Genomic DNA, 22,771 nt, shown 5'->3' with positions numbered 1-22,771 from the left:
AATCGTATTACAGGAGTTAACTAAACAGACGCATACTCAAGCCAAGGGTCTATTAGCCCTATTAGCTTTAACTCAGGCTAGGCTTAGTCCTAACAGCTTTATGGGGCGTCAGACAGATACAAGAAGTACAGTCATGCCGTCCCAAAAAATGAGCTCGCGATTGAAATTTAGTTAACTGAGATTGATTTGATTTATGCGACAGGAGGAGCGCGACTACGAAAAACACTGACATGTGGCGCTCGGCGCTCACATACCCGATAGGAGGTAAGTTCAAATGTTTGAATTGAAACAGGAAGGATAAATGGAACACTAGGTAAGAGTTTGTTGAGCTGATGTTTATGGATACTCAGGGTACAGTGACCCTTATCACCATGATCTATATGTTCAACACTATGGACAGAAGCGGCAAACGACAGGCAGATCAATATGGCTGATAGCCATAAAGCAATTCCTCGTCTCACACTGTTACTGACCATTAAACCACCCTTGACGACACTATTAACACTCTACCTAGATTCAATACGAGGTAAAATCGCGTTCAATCTTATGCAAACAGAAAGTTAAGTCAAGTTACAAGTTTAATAAAATAGGTAAACCTAGTAAAACAAATGTAAGCGGAGATGAGTAAGTGTCAAAGTGAATACCGATAAATCCAATTATTTATAGAAAAAACATCGATAAATATTAGGCTGGCATCACACTATTTGAGAGCGAAATTAATACTGATTTAAGCTCCGGAGTCTAAAATCACAGCAGATAAGCCAAAACCTTGGCCCTATTGAGCAAAGCTCAAAACCATCTGAGGAGGAAACAAGATGTTAGAGTTCCTACGTGAAAACGGTAAAATGATCTTCTGGACCAGCTTTTTCTTCATCGCCATAGGTGGTGGGATATACTATGTGGATGCCGCATTGGAAGCACAGGTTATTGAGGTTAATTAGATTTTTGGTCTCAGAAATTTTGAGCATTGCTGCAATTATGCCCAGCCAAACATCTCAACATTAATTTTTCGATTAACGTCCCCGTGATAACGCTATGACCGAGTCTAATTTTATTCTACTAAGATTAGCGATACTTCTGTCTATGCTCGCTATCGTCTACCTCTTTAATCTCAGGCGCTTGGGTCACCTTTAGATGGTCCATCATATGACTGATAAGCAAGACAATCACGGCCACGATGGCGAGAGGCGTGGTTAGATTACGCATTTCAGGCTCGAAATAGCCGTAAACTAAGGCGGCGAATCCAGCATAAAAAGCAACGATTTTTAAACGAGTGAGAATAGGATTTTTACCTAACCAGGCATCACAATGGGGACACTGGATCTGCGCGTTTAAACCTTTACCACGCTGGTTCTGGACCGCATTGACCCCAAAAGTCTTACTACAATGAGTACATAACACAGGCTGGCTCTCTTTCGTTTAACAAAAAATGGGGGACAGAGTTTAACAGAATATGAGTTAAAAAAATGCTCGTTGTTCAGTCTCAATATCCCTCCCTTCCCGCCCTGAAGTACCATCTAATTATTAAGCATTAATATCCCTCCCTTCCCGCCCTGAATTACCATCTAGTTATTAAGCATTAAAATCCCTCCCTTACCCGCCCTGAATTACCATCTAGTTATTAAGCATTAAAATCCCTCACTTCCCGCCCTGAATTACCATCTAGTTATTAAGCATTAATTTAATCGGCTAATAACGATAATTAGCTAAGGGTAATTTACACCCCCCCGATCAAAGTAATACTATACCCAGCTAAAAAAGTAACAGGATCTTACCTATGTACCGCACCATCTCCCTGATCATGCTCACTGTCATGACGCTTATCGGGACTCAAGTACAAGCCAAAGAAGTAGACATAGCTTCCGAGCTCAGCTCTTTGCATCAATCAATAGATCGCGATGTGGTCCAGTTGCGACTGGAGCAAGGAGAATTATCTCAATTCACCGAATACCGTATTCAGCAAAAATCGGCTCAATTGCATCAAAGACTCAAAAAGTTAATGAATGTTGCCCCCTTGGACGTCGAGCAACTAGCCCCTTACGTTACAGAACATCTAAAATTGATTGAGGAGATCGACGCTCATTATCTGCAGAGCATTACCGCCCTTAAATTGATGTTAGGTAAAGATAATGACGCCGATATCATGATGCAGCTAACCAATCGTGAGTTAGAACGTGATGGTATGCTACAAGCCAAATCGGTAGCTTTGAACTGGGCAGAGCAGCTGTCTATCAATACAGCCAATGTGAAACAAAAATTTACCTCTAGCCTGCTCGAGCGAGCCGATAACTTAGATAGTCTGGTGCATTACACTCAAAGCAGATTAAAAGTGGCAGTGGATGATGCCAGTCTGGCGGGTAAAGATGTCTCAAGCGAGCAAACGGCTAAGGTCACTCAACTTAATGAGAGACTCTCCCACAGCAGTTCCAGCTTGAGAGTCGCAGTTCAACTCCTAGACGATTTAGACCAAGACACCTCTGAGTTAAAACAAACCTTATTTAGTACATCAGGTAACATTACTCAGGGTGTACTCAACCTGGACGTTGCCAGCAGCCTACTCGAGCAATGGCTCGCGACAGCAAAACATCAGGCCATAGATAATGGCCCTAGCGTGGTTTTCAAGGTATTCATCTTCCTACTTATCTTAATGATTGCCAACATGATCGGCAAAGGCGTTGAGAAGCTAGTAAGGAAAGCGGTGAGCAACTCTAAACTCAATTTCAGCAAGCTGCTGCAAGAGTTTTTCACTTCTCTGTCCGGTAAAGCTGTATTCACTATCGGTGTACTTATAGCGCTATCTCAACTCGGTTTCGAGCTAGGCCCCTTATTGGCTGGCTTCGGAGTCGCTGGTGTGATTATCGGTTTTGCCCTCCAAGACACCTTATCTAATTTTGCCTCAGGCATGATGATCTTGGTCTACCGTCCCTACGATGTCGGCGACCTCATCAATGCAGCCGGAGTGACAGGTAAGGTGAGCCACATGAACCTGGTATCCACTACGATCAAGACCTTAGATAACCAGAGACTCATCATCCCCAATAACAAGATTTGGGGTGATACCATCAATAACATCACAGTTGAGCATCAGAGACGTGTCGATATGACTTTCGGTATTGGTTACGGTGATGATATTGAGAAGGCGGAGCGTGTGCTTAAGGACATAGTCACCTCACATCCTAAAGTACTTAAGAGTCCAGCTCCTATGATCAAGCTGCATGTCTTGGGCGAGTCTTCGGTAGACTTCATTGTACGCCCATGGGCCAAGCCTGAAGACTACTGGGATGTTTACTGGGATATTACTCGCGAAGTGAAGATGCGCTTCGACAGAGAGAACATCAGCATTCCGTTTCCACAACGCGATGTACATGTTTATCAAAACTAACAAGCGCTAACACCAATCGGTATAGCTGCACAGAATAAAAGCTCCTAGGATTAAAATCCTAGGAGCTTCTGCATTATACCAACCTCATTAAATATCTGCTCAGTTCAGAGCCACTCAGGCTTTTCAATTCAAGACGCATTGATGTAGAAATGGTTATTCCCTTTTAAATCAGTGCAACACAGAAGTGGAACGCCTGAGAGGCTCACGTAGTGCGGGTTTCAAAGCCCTTTATGCTGCGTTATATGTTCTTGATATAGAATAACTATTAGCTTCAAACATCCGCCTTGCCTACAGCGCTTTGAACTCCCGCTGAAAGATCACATATTTGATAGGGTTGGTATTAAGCCAATCCGACTATCTCATCTTGCTGGTTAATATCTATATTTCGGTACCCAGGCCTCACACTTAAGCCTGGCATAGTCATCACCTTGCCCACTAAGGCTGTGATAAAGCCTGCCCCAGCGTTAATTTTAAACTGGGTAATAGGCAGCTCGAAGTCTGTTGGTATGCCTTTCACCTTAGGATCATGACAAATAGACAGAGGTGTTTTAGCCACACAAATCCCTAACCCATCTAACCCCATGGCTTTTATTTGATTGAGCTGCTGCCTTGCTTCGGGGGTTAATGCTATCCCTTTTGCTCCATAGCCAGCTTCGGCAATCGTCATTAGTTTTGCTTCTAAACTCACATCTAGCGGATACAGAAATTTAAACTCAGATGCTTGCTCCGTGGCACTCACCACGGCTCTTGCTAGAGCTTCAGCGCCACTAGCCCCTTCACAGAAGGCATCACTTATTTCACAGCCAAAGGCAGACGTCTCGGCCACAGCTCCTTTAAGCCATTGGAGCTCTTCTTGGGTATCAGTTGGGAAGCGGTTAATTGCCACTACCACAGGAACGCCATATTGGCTCACATTGTCTATATGCCACTTGAGGTTAGCAAAACCCGATTGTAAACGCGGCATATCCTGATCATTGATATCCTTTGCAGACTCTTGACCTGAATTGGCCTTAAGTGCTTTCAGGGTCACCACGACAACAGCTGCATCGGGCGCTCGACCTGATTCTCTAACCTTAATATTACAGAATTTCTCGAAGCCCATATCTGAGCCAAAACCAGCTTCTGTGACCACAAAATCCGACAGCTTGAGTGCTATTCTATCGGCGATAATCGATGAGTTCCCATGGGCAATATTGGCAAAAGGCCCGGCGTGAATGAGACAGGGATCCCCGGTTAACGTCTGCATCAGGGTCGGCTCGATTGCATCCCTCATGATGACAGTCATAGCACCGGCAACGCCCACATCTTCTGCCGTGATCGGCTTTCCTTGTGTATCTAATGCCAATATTAACCGACCTATACGTCGACGCATATCCTGCAGATCCCGACTCAAGGCGAGTATCGCCATCAGCTCAGATGCCGCCGTGATGTCGAAGCCAGAATCGTGCACAGGTCCGTTATTCCCCCCAATTCCCACGCTGATATTTCTCAAGCTGCGCTCATTATGATCCACAACCCTGCGCCATAGGATCTGCTTAGGATCGATATTGAGCGGCTCTGAACCAGATTGCGCAATATATTCCTCTCTAGATAACCTGGACTCATGAAACAGACATGCATCAATAGCCGCTGTAGCTAAGTTATGAGCGCTGCTCACCGCATGTATATCGCCGGTGAGGTGCAAGTTAAGCTCCTCCATGGGCACCACTTGAGCATATCCACCACCCGCTGCCCCGCCCTTTATGCCAAATACAGGCCCCATACTGGGCTGACGAATACAAGCAGTAGCACGCTTGCCTATAGCATTTAGCCCTTGAGTCAGACCTATGCTAGTGACTGTCTTACCTTCGCCAAACGGAGTCGGAGTCACGGCCGTTACAATCACCAGTTTACCCTCCAAATTTCCTTGTAGACGATCTAAGACTGATAAACGGATCTTGGCCTTAGTATCACCAAATAGCGATAGTTCACTGGGCTCAATCCCTAGCTTGTTAGCGATCTCGCTGATGGGGCTAGACTTTGTTTGACGAGAGATCTCTATATCTGACAGCATTCTTTGGCTCCTCTTTTTAAGAGATAAATTTATTAATACCTAAGGGTATAATTTTGTGTAGGATGACAGGCGAGAATATAGGTGATCTATGGCCTTGGCTAAATGGCCAGAGTAAGATATTTGAGCTTTTTTGAATCTAAATCAATAAATAGTAATTTAGTAGAATAAAGTCACTGGGCTAGAGATCAAAAAAGGCGCTAAAAGCGCCTTTCATACCAATAGGTATAAGATCTAAAGTGGACTCGTCATTCACATTAGATGAAACTAATTTTCCCAGAAAGATGCGGCCGACGGCCCCTCTTGTCTCTTAGTTCAAAGACTAAATCGTCTTCATCCATCTCCGAATCGAAACTGACATCCGCAGGCATTAATAGCGGCAATTTGAATTCGACATCTACCGTACAAGGGCGTGCGCCAATTTTCGGCATCATCTGAGCGATGCAGCGAGCCTTAGACCACATACCATGAGCTAACACACGATCGAAACCAAAACGCTTCGAGAGTACTGGGTGAAGATGAATAAGATTATAATCTCCCGAAGCTTTAGCATAACGACGACCTAAGTCATCGGCTAAGCTCCATGACTCTGGAGATTCCCAAGCCATGGCATTGGCCTTAGGTGGACGAATACGGCGCTTACCATTCTCAATACGATAAAGGTAAGTCGACGATGATTCCCAAACCAATTTACCATCGACGAAGGCTTTAGAGACTAAATCGAATTCTAATCCTGAATCCGTCACTGTACTGCCTGTTAAGGCACATTCGATATCGAAATTTTCATCGACATTTAACGTTCGGTACTGAGAAATACTGTTCTTAAGGTGAATCATTCCCAGCAGTGGAAACGTGATGCCATCATGAGTAAAGATAACCGCATGTAGACGAAATGCCATCACATACATGTAGGTCATAGGCAGTGTCTTACCGTCGAAGTCGAAGCCACATACCGATGAATACTGGGCGACCTTATCTTGAAACAAGCTCACATTAGACGTCGAGACATAGATCTTTGGCAAAGGCTGCTCATCCCACCCAGGCTTGCGCCCGAAGAAGATCTTACGATAGAGGGAAAATAGAGAAGGCAGTCCCTTCAATTGAATAGAATAATCATTTTCCACGTTAACCGAACCTTTCAATTTTCATCTCACCAAACAGATTTCAAGCCGGCGAGTATACCTTAAAGTAAGCCAGATGCGCTAAATTCAAACAGAATTAATCTGTTTAAATAGGTTTTGAGCGTACACAAGAGGCCAGGTGACTACAAAAGAACATTCGATATTGAAGAAGAAAGTGTAAAACAGATACCAGAAGGTTTTGAGCCAAATTTATCCTGATGATGACACTTAAACTATTACCATATTGCCTAAGTAAACCAAGTTTCAAAATAGCTCAATCTGATTATCTTCTGGCTTTTTGACTATGTTATTCAGATAGGCCTTCTCTTCCGTCATCATCTGACCTATGCGTGCAGGTGACATACGTTTCAACAACACCTTGCCACTATTCGGATGAAATAATACTTTACGTGGCCAGGGGCCACCCAAGTCATCCGACACAGTATCGATCCCCTCGATTTTCAGATACTCCTTCACAAACTCAATGTTGGATTGACCGACGTTGAGCACTGATGTTTTGGTCATCTGAGCCCCACCAAATATTTTCGCCTTTAATCTCTGTCGTTGACCTCCTGAGATTAAGATTCCATTGATCAATTGCTCCATGGCCAAGTTTCCATAGCGACATGAATAGCTTGTCAGTTGGTGCCAGTCTTCATGGAGTTCCTTCTCAGGCAAGAGGAAGTGATTCAAGCCGCCGATCCCCAGTAAAGGATCCCAGATACAGGCGGCAACGCATGAACCCAAACGGGTGAAAATATATTCGTCATGGGAGGATATATAGAAAACGCCGGGATCGACTCTGGCTATGACCTTGTTATGCTTATTGTCCCAGCTTCTGGGGATCTGCTCGAAACCCGCTCTTGGGGGAGGAATTACCACAGTTTGCATTCAGCCTCCTTGCTGCTAATTTAGCCGACTCAAACTCGTTCTAAAATGCGAGTACCATTTTCAAGTCGGAATCTGAGCCCAAAGTATAGTCAGGCAAATGCAAGCTAGGCCTAATACTTAGTCATTATTTAACCCTGGTTTAATCTGGGCTTAGGACTAACAGGTATCAGTCACACCCCTGCTGCCAGCAGCTTGCTATCTTAGCACCGTGCTGAGTCATCTCCATGGGAATGCTTTTATCGCCGACCAGGTGTCCGGCACCAATAATGATAAATAGCGGGTGCTGAGTATCAGGCTCTTGCATTAAGTAACGTATTCTCGCTGCCATATCGATATTGCGTCGCCAGAGTAGCTTGTCCAACATTAACGTATCACCCTCTTCTAACATCTGCCCCTCCATGAGCTCGGCGATATGTGCCGTATCTCCCGTTCTCCAAGCAGTGATCAGGCCATGCATATCTTCGTCGGGGGACTCTATGGCTTCTCTCACCATGGCCCATTGGGACTTCTCATCGAAGGAAGCAAGTAAATTGAACTGAAACTCAGTACTCTCTAGCTCTAACAAGGGACGGTCTCGATTCATAGTAATAAACCTCTGATCCACACCATAACTAGCACTGTAACCTAACTCCTCGAACCGATTCATACCCACTTGTATCGACTGTAACCAGGGCGCAAATCCACTCAGTGCAGCACACGCACTAGCTCTTGGCTTACAATAGGCATCGAGCTCCGTCTTAGTTTCAAGGTCTATGGGAAGTGTGTTCAAGCCATATTTTCTTATCAAGGCCACTATATCTGCACTGGCCGCATCGGCCTCGACAACCAAAGATCCTGCCGACTCAAATTTAGATTCAATCAGCGGCGCCATGGGATAGAAATCAGCTTGCCCCACATGAATAGAGCCCAGTAGATAGGCTGTCTTTCCCTGATAATCGATCTGAAAAAAGGGCGGCCGATCCTCTACTCCAGCCAAGGCCGATGGGATAAAACCAGAAAAAGTGAACCATACAAGACAAAGTAATAACCTATGCCGACTTGTTGCCATCTGATTAGCCCCTTATAATCTCGATAATTTAAAAGTTTATGTAATGAGAGGCAGCTATGCCACACACACGTGTTATTGAACAATTGAAACAAAACTTACAGTCAGCCTATCGTAAATCCATAGATGCAGATGGCAAGCTCGATGAGTTAAAAAAAGCGGGTCATGTGAAGTTCAATAGGATCTTCTCTGCTGATGAAGGCTTCACCACCAGCAGTAATCGTTTTAAGCCTTATGTTCAAGAGCTTGCCGATGAACTGGAAGAGCTGCCAACTGATAGCGAAAAGATGCCAGCAGCATTAGAGCGCTTTGTACGCAAGTTAGGCGTGTTAATTCAGACATTACAGGCATTTAAAGAGAAATCAAAATAATCTCTACCCTGTGATCGCTGAAAAAGAAAAACAAAAAAGGCTAAATAAGCGATTCGCTCATTTAGCCTTTTTCTATTTAACACATAATAACGGTTGTAGAACTTAGATTTTAGGCTCTAAGGTTTTCTTCATCCAATCGGCAAGTAACTTGCTCTCGTATCTTAATGGCCTATCGTTCATACGACCTGTGGTATGCATAAAGCCCATATCGGTCAGTTTTTCGTTACCTACCACGACCACCTTATCGCCCTCTAATACCGAATAACTGAAGGTGATACGAGGCGGATAGATATCTGTGATCAAGCGAATGTCGTTCATGGTCGCGCCAAATGTCGGTCTGACATCACCGGCAAGATCTAAGTCGGTCACGATCAATTCCAGCTTTTGTTCTGGCTTGAGAATTTTGCTCGCCTCTTTATCCAGACTCTTAGTTAATGCTTCAAACGTACGAGTCTCATAACGGGACTGAATACCGCCCACCGCTTTGATATCTCGGAAGCTTTTAGGGTCTTGCCAAGTTACCTTGACCACACCTCGCTCTGTCACTGGATTTTCAGTCACCACATCGGCAACCGCGAAACCAGAAAGCATAGCACCTGAAACCACAATTCCCGTTAGAAATAAATGAGTTAACTTCATACCAGCCTCCTAAGCCTACATTTATATAGTATTTAGCGTACAAAAATCAAGCTGAACATGAGCTTAATGCAAAGCAATTAATGACGATTCACTCCTATCGCGCACTATCTATATTAGACCGTAACACACTAGATTTAATTACATAATAATTCGATAAAAGGCTATCACAAATTAGATTTTATACCAGCCTTGAGAATGCAGACCAAGCTAGCGCTTCGACTTCAGTTCGGAGGTTTTCAATGTGAAACCATGAAAATCGAGTAAGCACTCCCTTGAAAAATTATTGAAATCGCTATCTGTTTCGCAGACATTTAAATTGACGATGTTAATATACAATAAAATCTCTATCTAAAAACTTTGAGTATAATTATGATCTCATCACTAAAAAATATATTAATGATTTCTCTTCTCGCCACATCTTCTTTAGTGAGTGCCAGCGAGCTAACTAGCTTAGAGATAGATGATACTCAGACCACTGCGGACGAAGTGCTTAGCCAGTATCAGGCCCTCACCGAAGACATGAGTGCAGAGGCCCAGCTCGAGGAGATAGATAAGCAACTCGACCAAGAAAATATCGAACTGCTACAGTCACTTTGTAGCCCAGATGCTATCGACACCAATAGGTCTGAAGAGAGCTGTATCGAACAAGGACCGAATATCTAGTCCAGTATACTAGTCTGATTGCAGCAGAAATTATCTGAGCGAGGCGAGATATATGCCTCGCCTGTTATATTTATAATAACGAAAAGATGCAAGCAATTAGAAGGGGAATTTTTGGCTCAATTGCGGGTAAGCAAGTTTGAGCTGCTTTTTCTTAGTGGTAAACTTTTTACCTTGTGGCGTCGCTTTTCCCGAAGGCACAAAAGGGAGTTCTTCCCCGGTTCTATCTTCGAAGAGTTGACCGGCTATCAAATCATATTCATCGACAAACGGGTAAGCATAGCCATCTTTCTCTGGCCACTGGGCTAGCTGACCAATATCATCGGGATTGGCAATCACTTTGTCGTACCAGTCTTTACCCAATGAAATTAGAAAACATCGATACTCGGCAAAGGCATATTCTGAATCACAGCCTGTAATAATATAAGCCGCGCCCCAAACAGACCAAAAATAGGCTCTGCGCATCTGCTGTCCGAATATTTTATCAAATTCGAGCAGTTCCTGATCAGACAAGGACGCTAATTTACTCTTTAGGTTATCGGCAAGGCTTACCTGGTCTTGAGCGGGTGTCTCTCGTGTTACCAGTTGCCAGAATTCTATTTCGGTCATCTTGCTTATCTTCACTCTTATCTACTGCTTTTGGCTATTCTAACCAATATACCGGCTCTAATCAGTACAAATTCTCTTGTTAATCGATAGGCTTTTAGCATGAAGAGACAAACTAGCTTGCCACTAAAGATAAACATTTAAAAAAAGCTTACCTTTGACAGCGTCAACGGAGTTTTTTACACTCGCCAATGACTCCTACCATCAATATAAAAACTATCACTTAGGTTCTATGAAATATTCAATGAAAAAACCACCCTTAGGCTTATCTTTCCTCATGCTCCTCTATTTCATCTTGGCCATAATCGCCCTATTCCGAGCCATCAACACTCAAGCCGTGGATCTATTCTCTCTTGGGGTTATCCCTGTACTCATAGGTTTGGTCCTAAGAACTAACTGGGCTAACATTGTCTTTAAAGTTTACTTAGGCATACAGACCTTAGGGCTATCGGCATTTGGCGGCACAGCCATTATCGCCTATCAAATTTCCCCCCAAGATGTCAAAGTCATCCTTGACGGCCATGATATTCCCGTGCCGCTCATCGCAATTGTCGCCCTAGTACTCTTATCATTCCAGATCTACCTGGCCCTAGCCAAATCCACTAAGACCTACCTGCAAGCAGAAGCACCTAAAGGGCAGGAATAGTAAATTGGTACAGCTTGCTCACACAAGACCTTTGATGTAACTTGGCCGCTACATAATAACAACAAGCCGAGAGGGTCGTGACAATGAGCATGCTACTACCGAGTGAACTTTCAATACTTCTAGTAGAACCCTCTGATACTCAAAGAAAAATTATCAGTAACCGCTTGAGCGAAGAAGGCATTATTAATATTCAAAATGCCAAGAGCTTAGATGAAGCCCTCACCATCATAGACAGACATCAACCGGATCTTGTTGCCTGTGCCATGCACTTTGAAGATGGGACTGCATTAAATCTACTCAAGCATTTAAAAAGCAATGACAAATACCAAGATATACAGTTTTTGTTGGTCTCCAGCGAATGTCGTCGTGAACATCTAGAGGTTTATCGCCAATCTGGTGTGGTATCGATATTGCCAAAGCCTTTCTCTTCTGTGCACTTAGGTAAAGCCCTTAACGCCACCATAGATCTGCTCAGTAATGACGAACTCGATCTCAATCATTTCGATGTCCACAACCTAAGAGTACTGCTTGTGGACGACAGCATGATGGCCAGAAATATCATTAAGCGCACCATAAGCAATTTAGGCCTTAGATTGATCACCGAAGCCAGTGATGGTGCCCAGGCCATTGAACTAATGAAGTCGAACATGTTTGATCTGGTGATCACAGATTACAATATGCCAAGCGTCGACGGACTCGCCCTTACTCAATTTATACGCAATGATAGCCAACAATCACATGTGCCTATTTTAATGGTGTCATCGGAAGCCAACGAAGCACATCTGAGTAACGTGTCTCATGCTGGGGTTAATGCCTTGTGTGATAAACCCTTCGAACCACAATTGGTTAAGCAGCTTCTTTATCAACTGCTCGATGGATAAAAGCTCAGGATTATCAGCAAAAAATAAACCGAATAACGAATCCAGCATAGGGTAAATACTCAATGATTCGCCTCATAAGCACTTATTGACTATTATTTACTCAAAAATTGATCTAAAACGCCATTTCAGGACCCTAAAGCCCTTTAAAAATGGCTAATCTTGTGGCATGTTACCTAAAGCAATTACTAAGTACCTAATGTGGTTAGCTTAATTAAATATAAAAAGAAGAGACGATTCAAATGAATAAGACTGAACTTGTTGCAAAAATAGCTGAAAATGCGGACCTGACTAAAGCAGAAGCTGCACGCGCACTAAAATCTTTTGAAGAGACTATTACAGAAACGCTGAAGAGCGGTGATAAGATCTCTATCGTTGGCTTTGGTTCTTTTGAAACTACTAATCGAGCTGCACGTACTGGTCGTAACCCACAGACGGGCCAAGAGATCCAAATTCCAGCTGCTACTGTACCTAAATTCAAAGCAGGCAAGACACTGAAAGATAGCGTTAATCAGTAACCTCTCCCAGTGTAAAGAAACCTCCTAAATGGAGGTTTTTTTATGCCTGAATTTCCCCCTGCACAATTAAAGTGCACTTCAGCTCTAAAATAATCCAAGTCAGCTTCATTCATCTAGAACACCTATAAAATAACACTTTAATTCAACAAGTTAACTATTGGCATAATAATCGCTTCCTTTATTCTCATCCACTGCTTAATAAATATATACCAATTCAACTGCAGGGATAAGCATGCTAACCATCAAAGGAAATGAACATGAAACAAGCAATAGTATCTGTATCTATCTTAGCTTCAGCCATCCTGCTCAGCTTCTCAGTAAGCGCTGACGTTTCAGGAAATATAGGGGCGACCTCAAACTACCTATGGCGAGGGGTGACTCAGACCCAAGATGCTGTGGCTGTCCAGGGAGGGCTAGATTACCAGCATGATAGCGGCTTCTATCTTGGCACCTGGGCATCGAATGTCGATTTCGGTGACGACACTAGCTACGAACTCGATTTTTATGCCGGCTATGCAGGGTCATTAGGTGAAGACTTTGGCTATGATGTCAGTTATCTCTATTACGCCTATCCAGACAGTGACTCCAATGTCGATTTTGGTGAACTCACCGGCGCAATTAGCTGGAAATGGTTCAGCCTTAGTTACTCATATCTTGTTAATGCTGGCAGCGATGTGGCCAGCGAGTCCCTGGACAACACAGATATGAGCTATATAGATGCCGGAGTCAGCTATCCCCTATCTGAGACCCTATCCATATCGGCACACTATGGCTACTCCAGCGGTGATATTGTCACCTCTTGGTTCGGCACCAGCAATTATGCCGATTACTCGGTCTCACTCAATAAAGACACAGATTTTGGCTCTATCTCTTTCAGCTTGAGCGATACCGACCTTAATGACGACGATCCCAAAATCACCTTAGGTTACAGCTACAGCTTCGAGCTTTAACAAAATCTCACGCCTGATGCTAACTTAAGTTAGAGTTTGCTAAAACTGTGATCCAAAACCCACTAGGTTATCGCTTCCTCGGCGATAACCTAGCTTTAAAAAAATAGTAACTACATGGTTATAATGAAATTTAATAATCATCCGCCTAAGAAAAACTCCCCAAAGCATTAATTTTTATCATCTGTAAATAATGTTACGCAGATCTCACTTTGCCTGTTAATAGCCTGATATCTTGCTTATCAGCGCTTACTAATGTGAAGTCGGATATTTCTAGTTCAGCAGAATTAACATCCTGAGTTGAAGCGCTTTTTACACAAAATACTGACACCTTGTGTGTCTCATTTTTCTCTGGTACAGATATTCACTGGCCATAGGAATGGTAACAATCATAGGAGTTAGTTATGGCTCAGATTATTGAACTTGTGCCCAACGATGTAGAGATGGAAGCGTTTATCGCACCCAAAAATCCTCAAGCGGCAGATGAACTGCAACACAGACGAGAAATTAAAAAACGTTTAGAAGAACTGCTTGCCCAAGCAGAACTTCAACGCGCCATGAGTGGCGACTTTTACTAAAGGTAAATAACATCTCACTGAATGATCAATAAAAAAGCGCCTCTCGGCGCTTTTTAGTTTCTATTATTTATCCAGTTGAAAAATATTCTGCTCGGTAATGGCTTAGATTAAACTTTAGCAGCCTCTTCTTCGCGCTTGTTAATAAAGTATTCCCGAGTCAATTTAAACACTACCGGACTGAGTAGCGCCAGAGCGATAAGGTTTGGAATCGCCATCATGGCATTGAGCGTATCGGCCAGCAACCAGATGAAATCCAGTGAACTAACTGCACCTAATGGCACTACCAGAATCCATAGAACTCGAAAAGGCTTCACCGCCTTCACGCCAAATAGATACTGGACACACTTCTCGCTATACACACTCCAACCTAAGATAGTGGTGAAGGCGAACACAGACAGGGCTATTGCCACAATATAGTTACCCATAGGCAGCGCAGTTGAGAATGCCAAGGACGTCATTGCCGCGCCATTCTCACCCGATGTCCAAGCACCCGATACTATGATTGCCAATCCTGTGATAGAACAGACGATTAAGGTATCGATAAAGGTACCCAACATGGCAACCAGACCCTGAGCGACTGGGTTATTAGTCTGAGCTGAAGCGTGAGCGATAGGTGCACTACCTAAGCCTGCCTCATTGGAGAAGATGCCTCGAGCCACACCGAAACGAATCGCTGCCCATACGGCTGCACCGGCGAAACCACCTTGAGCCGCTACAGGGTTAAATGCACTGTGAATAATTAAGGCTATGGCATCCGGGATCTCGGCAGCATTAACGGCTAATACCGCAAGACCCGCGGCAATATAGAACAATGTCATAAGGGGCACTAGCTTACCCGCCACATCGGCGATACGCTTAATCCCGCCCATCAGTACAGCACCGACTAACACCATCAATACCAGGCCAGTTATCCAAGTCGGCACACCGAAGTTACTGCTTAGCGCATCGGCCACCGAGTTTGACTGTACCGTATTACCGATACCGAAACCGGCAAAAGAACCGAACAGAGCAAATGCGGTACCTAGCCAGGCCCACTTGCTACTGAGTCCATTCTTGATGTAGTACATAGGGCCACCAATGTGGTTGCCGTTGGCATCTATTTCACGATATTTTACCGCCAGTACTGCCTCGGCAAACTTAGTCGCCATGCCCACCAGCGCGGTACACCACATCCAGAATAGCGCGCCCGGACCACCAATAAAGATAGCGGTAGCGACACCGGCAATATTACCCGTACCTATAGTGGCTGAAAGCGAAGTCATTAACGCATTGAAAGGGCTTATCTCCCCTTTCATCGACTTATCTTTATCTGGTATCCGACCAGACCAGAGCAGTTTAAAGCCTGTACCCAATTTTAAAATTGGCATCAGTTTCAAACCCACGGAGAGAAACAGACCAACACCTAAGATCATGACTAGCATGGGGACACCCCATACAAAGCCATTGATCATACTGACAAATTCAGTTATTCCTTCCATTCAAACCTCTTCAATTCTTGCTGATTATTTTTATATTTTTTACGCTTAGATCTATGGCTAATATGTTTTATTGCGCCCCAGAGTACAACGAATAGTCGAGGTTTGGAAAGGGTGGATAGGGAAACTAATGGTGAATAGTTTTACACTTCAAAATAGGGTAACTATTCTAATTTGGCTGAGAAAATTAATCTTATCTCTAATATTGAGGACGAGGAACATGTCAGATAACAAGTTTGATTCAAATATCTTTTTGGGTTCGTTGGGCTGGATAGTGTATTGATGGGCTTAATGAAAGCCCGATCTTCAACAAGCTATCAAATACCCACCCAGCCGAAAGCTAAATAAAAATGTAGCCCAACCTTCATTCCAAGGCGCTAATCTTTTGGTAGATAAATGCTTATAACTGCCGTCATTCCCAACATAGCTGATGAGATCCACAAACAAGCTTCTAATCCTGCTACCTGATACACATAGCCGGAAAGCACAGTGCCCATTAAGCGTCCCATGGCGTTGGCCATGTAGTAAAAGCCCACATCCAAAGAGACACAGTCGTCACTGGCATAGTTGACGATCAAAAAACTATGTAGTGAAGAGTTAACCGCAAATACTGCACCGAAGAGCATCAAGCCGGCTAATAAGCTCAGCTGGGGGCTGATATTAAGGCTCAAGGCTAACGCTATCAGCCCTGGAATAGCAGTGAGTGCACACACCCAGAGCAGGGCTTGCCTTCCTCCTGGCGCTGAGCCATCAGATTTTGAGGTAAATCTAGGAGCTTGAGTCTGCACCAAGCCATAAGCTATCACCCATAGGGCCAGGAATCCTCCCACGTAATAGTGATCCCAGCCAAATTGGCTGCCGAGATAGAGTGGCAGTGCCACCACAAACCAGACGTCCCGGGCAGCAAACAGGAACATGCGCGCCGCCGATAAGATGTTGATGCTGCGGCTCTTAGAAAATATCTGACTAAATTTTGGTTTGTTCTTGGCTTTGCCTAAGTCTCGCTTAAGAGTACACAAACTCAAGACCCAGACTAAGGTTAGCGCTATTGCCATGATGGCGATGGCAAGCGTGAAGCCAAACAGGCTCAGCAGGGCTCCACCGAGAAAGAATCCCGCTCCCTTGAGGGCGTTTTTAGAACCGGTAAGTTTGGCAATCCAACCATAGAGTTTTTGCTGCTTAGCATAGGCATCATCAGCAGCTCTAGCCTCGTCCTGACCGCCTGCCTTCTCACTCACCAGCAGCATCTTGATTGAGCTCTTAGCACTCATCTTATTGAGATCTTTAGCGATGCCGGAGATACCTTGCGCGATCATAACCCAGACTAAGGTGAGCATGGAGCTTGGCACCAGCAGCATGGCAAGTGCCGCGACCTGCAAACCCAGACCAATATTCATGATCTTATTAAGCCCGATACGCGCTCCTAAGTAACCACCAACTAAGTTAGTAATCACTCCGAAAATCTCGTAGAAGAGAAATAGCATGGCGATGGCCAGTGGGCTATAACCTAGTTGATGAAAATGCAGTACCACCAGCATGCGCAGGGCACCATCGGTCAAGGTAAATGCCCAATAGTTACCTGTGATGAGCAGATATTGTTTAACCTGCTCAGGCAGGCCTTTAATACTGGATAACATAAGTTCCCTAGTTTCGAGTTTCGAGTTTCGAGTTTCGAGCAGAAAATTAAACCATACAAGTTGCAAAAAACGAGTCTATTCTTGCTACTTTCTTAGCCTTATCTCGTAACTCGTAGCTTTTTAACCTTTATCTTGAAGACCAAGCATTCGCGCTAGTTCAGCTGTGCCGTTAGTCCTAATACCAGACCACTCATTGTCAAATTAGCCCTTATCCATACTTCCAACTAAACGCGCTAGCTCTGCTGTTCTATTGGCATATCCCCACTCATTGTCATACCAGACATAGAGCTTCACCTGAGTGCCGTTAACAACCATGGTCGATGGCGCATCTATGATGCAGGAACGTGGATCTGTCTTATAATCTACGGAAACCAGAGGACGTTCTTCGAAGCCTAAAATATCTTTAAGCTCTCCCGCCGCAGCCTCCTTGAGTAGGGCGTTGATCTCATCTTCTGTAGTGCTGCGCTCAAGCTCGAATACACAGTCGGTCAGCGAAGCATTGGCCAAGGGAACCCGCACAGCATGGCCGTTAAGCTTGCCTTTAAGCTCGGGGAATATATGGGTAATAGCTGTAGCAGAACCTGTTGTGGTCGGAATAAGGCTTAAGCCACAGGCTCGGGCGCGGCGCAGATCTTTATGGGGCGCATCGAGTATGGTCTGGGTATTAGTAATATCGTGTATCGTGGTCATGGAACCATGCTTGATACCTATGTTCTCGTGTATGACTTTCACCACAGGCGCTAAACAGTTGGTGGTACAGGATGCTGCTGTGACTATTCGATGAATCTCTTTATCATATAGATCTTGATTGACTCCCATCACTACATTGAGAACGCCCTCCTCTTTCACCGGCGCTGTCACAACTACACGCTTCACCCCTTGGTCTAAATAGGCTTGCAGCTTAGCCTTAGACTTCATCACACCCGAAGCCTCTATGACCAGATCACAAGCTGACCAATCGGTATCTGCAATGGCACTATTACCTGTTGTCGGAATGCGCTTATCACCAATCACAATATAATTTCTATCACCAGATCCATCTGCTGTCGCTTCATGTTGCCAGCGTCCATGGACCGAATCAAACGTTAACAAGTGAGCCAAAGTATGAGCATCTCCGGCGGGATCGTTAATATGTACAAACTCGACATCATCCCAATCCCAGGCGGCTCTTAATGCCAGGCGGCCCATGCGGCCAAATCCATTGATACCTATTTTAATACTCATGATTCAGCTCCTTGATTACGTCTATTACGATTCAGCTATTACTAACTAGCCTATTTCTACATCCCAAATCTAGCTTCTAGGACCTAGGTTCTACATCCTAGAGCCTGTTGTGGATAATTATGTTTCTACTGCTTGAGTGCCTGTACCAGTATCGGCTTCAAATTTACTTCGTCGACTATTAACGAAAGCAACCAGAGTCAGCATCACAGGGACTTCGACCAAGACACCAACCACAGTGGCCAGCGCCGCCCCCGAGTGCAGGCCAAATAGCGAGATAGCCACGGCTACGGCCAGCTCAAAAAAGTTAGAGGTCGCTATCATGCAGGCCGGAGCCGCTATCTTATGGGACAGTTTCATCTTCTTGGCGATATAGTAAGTAATGAAGAAGATGCCATAGGTCTGGATCATCAGAGGAATGGCGATGAATAAGATGTTCATCGGTTCATCCATAATCGTCTGTGCCTGGAAGCCAAATAACAACACTACAGTGCCGAGTAGGCCAAGCATAGACCAAGGCTTAAGCTTGCCAACAAATCGATTTAAAGATTCGCTGTCACCATCTGCTTCTAGCTTTTTACGGGTTAGCGCACCGGCAACCAGAGGTAAAACCACATAGAGGAATACCGAAGAGATTAAGGTTTCCCAAGGTACCTGGATATCATTCACACCCAGAAGTAATGCACAGATAGGGGCGAAAGCCACCACCATGATGAGGTCGTTTACCGATACCTGAACTAAGGTATAGTTTGGATCGCCCTTGGTGAGCTGACTCCAAACAAACACCATGGCCGTACACGGAGCCACGCCGAGTAAAATCATGCCGGCGATATATTCGGTCGCGCTTTGAGGATCGACCCAATCAACAAACAACACCTTGAAAAATAACCAAGCCAAGAGTGCCATGGTAAAAGGCTTAACCAACCAGTTTATGACGACTGTAAGAATCAAACCTTGTGGGCTCTTTTTAACATCTTTAATCGATGAAAAGTCTATCTGCACCATCATGGGGTAGATCATCACCCAGATAAGCACTGCTATCACTAAATTGACATGGGCATACTCTAGTGAAGCCACCAAGGTAAACACATCCGGCATTAGATTACCCAGAACTAAGCCGGCCAAGATTGCCAGGCCTACCCAGACACTGAGATAACGTTCAAATATTCCCATCTTTATCTCCTCTATTTATACCTGCTTAATTACAACAAGCACGTACACGCTCAGGACGTTCGCCCATTTGATGTAAACTAGTGATATTACTTGAAATAAGTGCCTTATTATTTGCACTTACCTCTGCAAGCGTCTTATGGATCCAATCTGGTAACTCAGGATTTACTCTATAAAACACCCACTGTCCCTGGCGCTTATCTAGAAGTAAGCCCGCCTTTCTCATTTGCGCCAAGTGTCTTGAGACCTTAGGCTGACTCTCATCTAGCGCCTGCATTAACTCACAGACACACAACTCCTTCTCTTCAATGATCAGCAACAAACTGATTAGTCTGGTCTCATCGGATAAGAGTTTGAAAAAATCTAAAGTGGTCATTTTTACTCCCTACAAGCTTGTTTTCGACATATAGCGTCAGCTTTATAGCGCTTGGGACACTCAGTTAAAATATAAATATATGCCAAAACGAATATATGACAAATCATATATGTGTTTACCCATATATTCAACAGGCAAGTTATTCTAAAAAATAAAGGTTCTGGGCATTTTGGAATAAGAAGTGCGTCGGTTATCCTTGGGATCTAAGTAGTTCATGGTGTCGCGGGAGCGATTAGGCACCTATGATGATGTCTTCTTGATGAGTCTTAGCTCTGGACAGCGAGTGTTTAAGCCAAGGGATAAGCGGTAGAGAAGCCATAAGGCTGTATGGCGACTCATGCTTAACGCTAAGAGTCTTTTATGCAATGAAGCTAGATTCCGGCCAAAGCCATGGCGGAATGACATATGTTTACTAGCACTTCTACTTTATGGCTTTCTTAGCGCTAGCTAGAGCATTCGAGCATTCGGAAAACCCTGATTTCTAGATTTTAGATTCTAGATTCTAGAAACCAGGAACGTTCAAAAATCTAATTCCCAGCGATCTTCATACTGCTAAGTAAGATGCCACCGGTACGGATCGAAGATCTAAGATCGCGATCTTTGCTGACCGCTACGATATTCTGATACATATCTTTAAGGTTGCCCGCTATGGTGATCTCTTCCACCGGATAGAGAATCACACCGTTTTCGACATAGAAACCTGCAGCACCGCGAGAATAGTCTCCAGTCACGCCGTTAACACCTTGACCCATTACTTCAGTCACGATAAGCCCAGTGCCCATCTCTTTCACTAACTCATCGAATGTTTGCCCTGTGTGAGCGAGTGTCCAGTTGTATATACCACCCGCATGCCCGGTATTCTTCATGCCCAGTTTACGGGCCGAATAACTGGTTAGCAGATAGGTGCAGAGCACGCCATCTTGAATAATTGAGCGTTCTTGAGTCGCAACACCTTCGCTGTCATAGTTAGCACTCGCTAAGCCGCCTACCATATGTGGCTGCTCTTCGATGCTAAACCAATCAGGAAATATCTTGGTATCGATAGAGTCGAGTAGGAAACTCGATTTGCGATATAAGCTACTGCCGCTGATGGCGCCCACTAAATGCCCCATAAGACCGGTGGCAATTTCTGGAGCTAACAAAACCGGTAGCTCAGTGGTCGCGATTTTACGCCCGCCAAGACGGCCTAAGGTATTCTCTGATGCCTTGCGTCCTACCTCTTCAGGTGAAAGCAGGTCATTAAATTTTCTAGAGATTGTGTAATCATAATCACGTTGCATATTGCCATCGGTCTCACCGATAACCACGCAACTTAGGCTATAACGAGAGCTGCAGTAGCCATTTAAAAATCCGTGACTGTTACCATAGACCTTGATACCTGTATGAGCGTTAGCGCTGGCACCATCGGAATTAGAAATCCGGCTATCGACATCCAGTGCGGCTTCTTCGGAGCGCACTGCTAACTCTATCAGCTCAGCTGGAGTCACTTCCTGAGGATGATACAAGCCTAGATCGGGAAAATCTTTTGCCATGAGTTCGGCTTCGGCTAGACCATTGTATGGATCCGATGAGGTAAACCTTGCAATACCATCGGCAGCCTTGACTGCTTCTCTTATGGCTTCAGGGCTCAAATCTGAGGTTGATGAACTGCCTTTGCAACCGTCGCGAAATAATGTGATGCCTAACGCGCCATCTTTATTAAACTCAACCGTTTCAACTTCTTTCATTCGAGTCGATACGGATAAGCCTTGTTGTTTACTGATAGCAACTTCCGCACCCGATGTACCAAGTTGCTTGGCATACTCGAGTGCCATAGATACAGCGTCTTTTAATGAATCTAATTCGGTGTCAATGCTAGGTGTCGTCACAAATCTGCTCTTTTGTTATCGGGGATCTTAATAGCATAACAAACCCAATACCCAAGTACATTAAATAACTTGCCTCGCCGATAGGTGATTTTCTTGTGGAATGTTATTATTACCTCAGTTTAACAAAGAGATTTTTATATATGAAAGTAGTCGGTGATTCAGAACATTTTAAACAACCCTTCGACCATGATGAAGATTATGTCAGTAGAGCAGATACCAAACGTGAAATTGCAATATATCAAGAGCTTGGCAAGAAGCTTGTTGTGCTAAGCAAAAGCCAGATCGAGAGATTAGAACTTGATGAGCTGCTATATGACAACATATTAAAAACTAAGATCATAAAAATTAATACTGAGGCTTACCGCCGTCAGCTGCAGTTTATTGGCAAATTAATGCGTTTTGTCGATATCGAAGAGCTGCAACTCAAGATGAAAAACATGTTGAATCAGAACAGCAACGAAAGTGCTAAGCAAAATGTCGCTGAAAAATTAAAAGACCAGCTCCTGAGCGAAGGTGACAGTGCCGTACAGGCCCTCATCGAAAAATATCCAGATTTGGAAAGACAGAAGCTGCGCCAGCTTACACGTCAGTCTAAAAAAGAACTAACGAAAAAGCCCGATGAGGCATCTAAGTCTTCCATAGAGTTAGTTAAATATATACGCAACGAACTTACTGAATAACAATGACATGGC

24 protein-coding genes are annotated in these 22,771 nt (G+C 44.2%); 10 read left to right on the top strand and 14 right to left on the bottom strand.

From position 1 onward, the window contains the following. Positions 1-191: 191 nt before the first annotated feature. Positions 192-476, bottom strand: a complete 285-nt coding sequence (locus SVI_RS22045) for an ABC-type zinc uptake system zinc chaperone (RefSeq protein ID WP_083779874.1) — start codon at positions 474-476, stop codon at positions 192-194. Between the two features lie 339 nt (positions 477-815). On the opposite strand from SVI_RS22045, the gene SVI_RS21965 reads away from it, so the two are divergent. Then, positions 816-941, top strand: a complete 126-nt coding sequence (locus SVI_RS21965; protein ID WP_013049625.1) for a hypothetical protein — start codon at positions 816-818, stop codon at positions 939-941. A gap of 124 nt (positions 942-1,065) precedes the next feature. Here the strand turns inward: SVI_RS21965 and SVI_RS01620 are convergent, their stop codons facing one another. Beyond that, positions 1,066-1,401: a hypothetical protein gene (locus SVI_RS01620; protein WP_013049624.1), complete on the bottom strand. Its 336-nt coding sequence runs from the start codon at positions 1,399-1,401 to the stop codon at positions 1,066-1,068. Between the two features lie 376 nt (positions 1,402-1,777). Between SVI_RS01620 and SVI_RS01615 the strand changes: the two genes are divergently transcribed. Next, positions 1,778-3,382 (top strand): mechanosensitive ion channel family protein, encoded by a 1,605-nt coding sequence (locus SVI_RS01615; protein ID WP_013049623.1) that lies wholly within the window; start codon positions 1,778-1,780, stop codon positions 3,380-3,382. Between the two features lie 340 nt (positions 3,383-3,722). On the opposite strand, the gene SVI_RS01610 is transcribed toward SVI_RS01615, so the two are convergent. From SVI_RS01610 to SVI_RS01595, 4 genes are all read right to left on the bottom strand, one after another. Next, positions 3,723-5,435, bottom strand: a complete 1,713-nt coding sequence (locus SVI_RS01610; RefSeq protein WP_013049622.1) for a formate--tetrahydrofolate ligase — start codon at positions 5,433-5,435, stop codon at positions 3,723-3,725. Between the two features lie 254 nt (positions 5,436-5,689). Continuing rightward, positions 5,690-6,523 (bottom strand): MaoC family dehydratase, encoded by an 834-nt coding sequence (locus SVI_RS01605; protein ID WP_157608764.1) that lies wholly within the window; start codon positions 6,521-6,523, stop codon positions 5,690-5,692. A 294-nt stretch (positions 6,524-6,817) separates the two neighbouring features. Continuing rightward, on the bottom strand, positions 6,818-7,444 hold the full coding sequence (locus SVI_RS01600) for a chemotaxis protein CheD (protein WP_013049620.1): 627 nt from the start codon (positions 7,442-7,444) through the stop codon (positions 6,818-6,820). 166 nt (positions 7,445-7,610) lie between these two features. Continuing rightward, entirely contained in the window at positions 7,611-8,492 is an 882-nt protein-coding gene (locus SVI_RS01595) for a TraB/GumN family protein (RefSeq protein WP_013049619.1), read from the bottom strand. 56 nt (positions 8,493-8,548) lie between these two features. Here SVI_RS01595 and SVI_RS01590 point away from each other — a divergent pair, with 56 nt between their 5' ends. Further along, a complete protein-coding gene (locus tag SVI_RS01590) occupies positions 8,549-8,860 on the top strand; it encodes a hypothetical protein (protein ID WP_013049618.1) in 312 nt (103 codons plus the stop codon). Between the two features lie 102 nt (positions 8,861-8,962). On the opposite strand, the gene SVI_RS01585 is transcribed toward SVI_RS01590, so the two are convergent. After that, on the bottom strand, positions 8,963-9,499 hold the full coding sequence (locus SVI_RS01585) for a DUF3016 domain-containing protein (RefSeq protein ID WP_013049617.1): 537 nt from the start codon (positions 9,497-9,499) through the stop codon (positions 8,963-8,965). Between the two features lie 396 nt (positions 9,500-9,895). Between SVI_RS01585 and SVI_RS01580 the strand changes: the two genes are divergently transcribed. Continuing rightward, a complete protein-coding gene (locus SVI_RS01580; RefSeq protein ID WP_231847760.1) occupies positions 9,896-10,162 on the top strand; it encodes a hypothetical protein in 267 nt (88 codons plus the stop codon). Between the two features lie 96 nt (positions 10,163-10,258). Here SVI_RS01580 and SVI_RS01575 read toward each other — a convergent pair whose 3' ends face one another. Beyond that, positions 10,259-10,768 carry a DUF4240 domain-containing protein gene (locus SVI_RS01575; protein ID WP_041419568.1) on the bottom strand — a complete coding sequence of 170 codons (510 nt, stop codon included), beginning with the start codon at positions 10,766-10,768 and terminating at the stop codon, positions 10,259-10,261. Between the two features lie 241 nt (positions 10,769-11,009). Between SVI_RS01575 and SVI_RS01570 the strand changes: the two genes are divergently transcribed. From SVI_RS01570 to SVI_RS21670, 5 genes are all read left to right on the top strand, one after another. Next, positions 11,010-11,411 (top strand): hypothetical protein, encoded by a 402-nt coding sequence (locus SVI_RS01570; protein ID WP_041419567.1) that lies wholly within the window; start codon positions 11,010-11,012, stop codon positions 11,409-11,411. A gap of 83 nt (positions 11,412-11,494) precedes the next feature. Further along, complete coding sequence (locus SVI_RS01565) at positions 11,495-12,292, top strand: response regulator (RefSeq protein ID WP_013049612.1); 798 nt, start codon at positions 11,495-11,497, stop codon at positions 12,290-12,292. Between the two features lie 239 nt (positions 12,293-12,531). Then, positions 12,532-12,807: an HU family DNA-binding protein gene (locus tag SVI_RS01560; RefSeq protein WP_013049611.1), complete on the top strand. Its 276-nt coding sequence runs from the start codon at positions 12,532-12,534 to the stop codon at positions 12,805-12,807. Between the two features lie 257 nt (positions 12,808-13,064). After that, positions 13,065-13,757, top strand: coding sequence for a TorF family putative porin (locus SVI_RS01555; RefSeq protein ID WP_013049610.1), 693 nt, complete (start codon positions 13,065-13,067; stop codon positions 13,755-13,757). 401 nt (positions 13,758-14,158) lie between these two features. Then, positions 14,159-14,332, top strand: coding sequence for a hypothetical protein (locus SVI_RS21670; protein ID WP_013049608.1), 174 nt, complete (start codon positions 14,159-14,161; stop codon positions 14,330-14,332). A gap of 107 nt (positions 14,333-14,439) precedes the next feature. Here the strand turns inward: SVI_RS21670 and SVI_RS01550 are convergent, their stop codons facing one another. The 6 genes from SVI_RS01550 to pmbA form a co-directional block, all read right to left on the bottom strand. Then, positions 14,440-15,810, bottom strand: coding sequence for an alanine/glycine:cation symporter family protein (locus SVI_RS01550; RefSeq protein ID WP_013049607.1), 1,371 nt, complete (start codon positions 15,808-15,810; stop codon positions 14,440-14,442). A gap of 374 nt (positions 15,811-16,184) precedes the next feature. After that, positions 16,185-17,444: an organoarsenical effux MFS transporter ArsJ gene (gene arsJ, locus SVI_RS01545; protein ID WP_013049606.1), complete on the bottom strand. Its 1,260-nt coding sequence runs from the start codon at positions 17,442-17,444 to the stop codon at positions 16,185-16,187. 201 nt (positions 17,445-17,645) lie between these two features. After that, on the bottom strand, positions 17,646-18,668 hold the full coding sequence (locus SVI_RS01540; RefSeq protein ID WP_013049605.1) for an ArsJ-associated glyceraldehyde-3-phosphate dehydrogenase: 1,023 nt from the start codon (positions 18,666-18,668) through the stop codon (positions 17,646-17,648). Between the two features lie 117 nt (positions 18,669-18,785). Then, complete coding sequence (gene arsB / locus SVI_RS01535) at positions 18,786-19,838, bottom strand: ACR3 family arsenite efflux transporter (protein WP_013049604.1); 1,053 nt, start codon at positions 19,836-19,838, stop codon at positions 18,786-18,788. Between the two features lie 25 nt (positions 19,839-19,863). Next, positions 19,864-20,211 (bottom strand): metalloregulator ArsR/SmtB family transcription factor, encoded by a 348-nt coding sequence (locus SVI_RS01530; RefSeq protein WP_013049603.1) that lies wholly within the window; start codon positions 20,209-20,211, stop codon positions 19,864-19,866. A 527-nt stretch (positions 20,212-20,738) separates the two neighbouring features. After that, the gene (pmbA, locus tag SVI_RS01525; RefSeq protein ID WP_013049602.1) at positions 20,739-22,079 is read right to left on the bottom strand and encodes a metalloprotease PmbA; all 1,341 of its coding nucleotides are present in this window, start codon (positions 22,077-22,079) and stop codon (positions 20,739-20,741) included. Positions 22,080-22,219: 140 nt separating this feature from the next. Between pmbA and yjgA the strand changes: the two genes are divergently transcribed. After that, positions 22,220-22,759 carry a ribosome biogenesis factor YjgA gene (yjgA, locus tag SVI_RS01520; RefSeq protein ID WP_013049601.1) on the top strand — a complete coding sequence of 180 codons (540 nt, stop codon included), beginning with the start codon at positions 22,220-22,222 and terminating at the stop codon, positions 22,757-22,759. Positions 22,760-22,771: the final 12 nt, after the last annotated feature.

The organism is Shewanella violacea DSS12, assembly GCF_000091325.1.
Lineage (GTDB): Bacteria > Pseudomonadota > Gammaproteobacteria > Enterobacterales > Shewanellaceae > Shewanella > Shewanella violacea.
The sequence above is the reverse complement of the archived record's forward strand: the minus strand, read 5'-3'. Positions and strand labels throughout refer to the sequence as shown.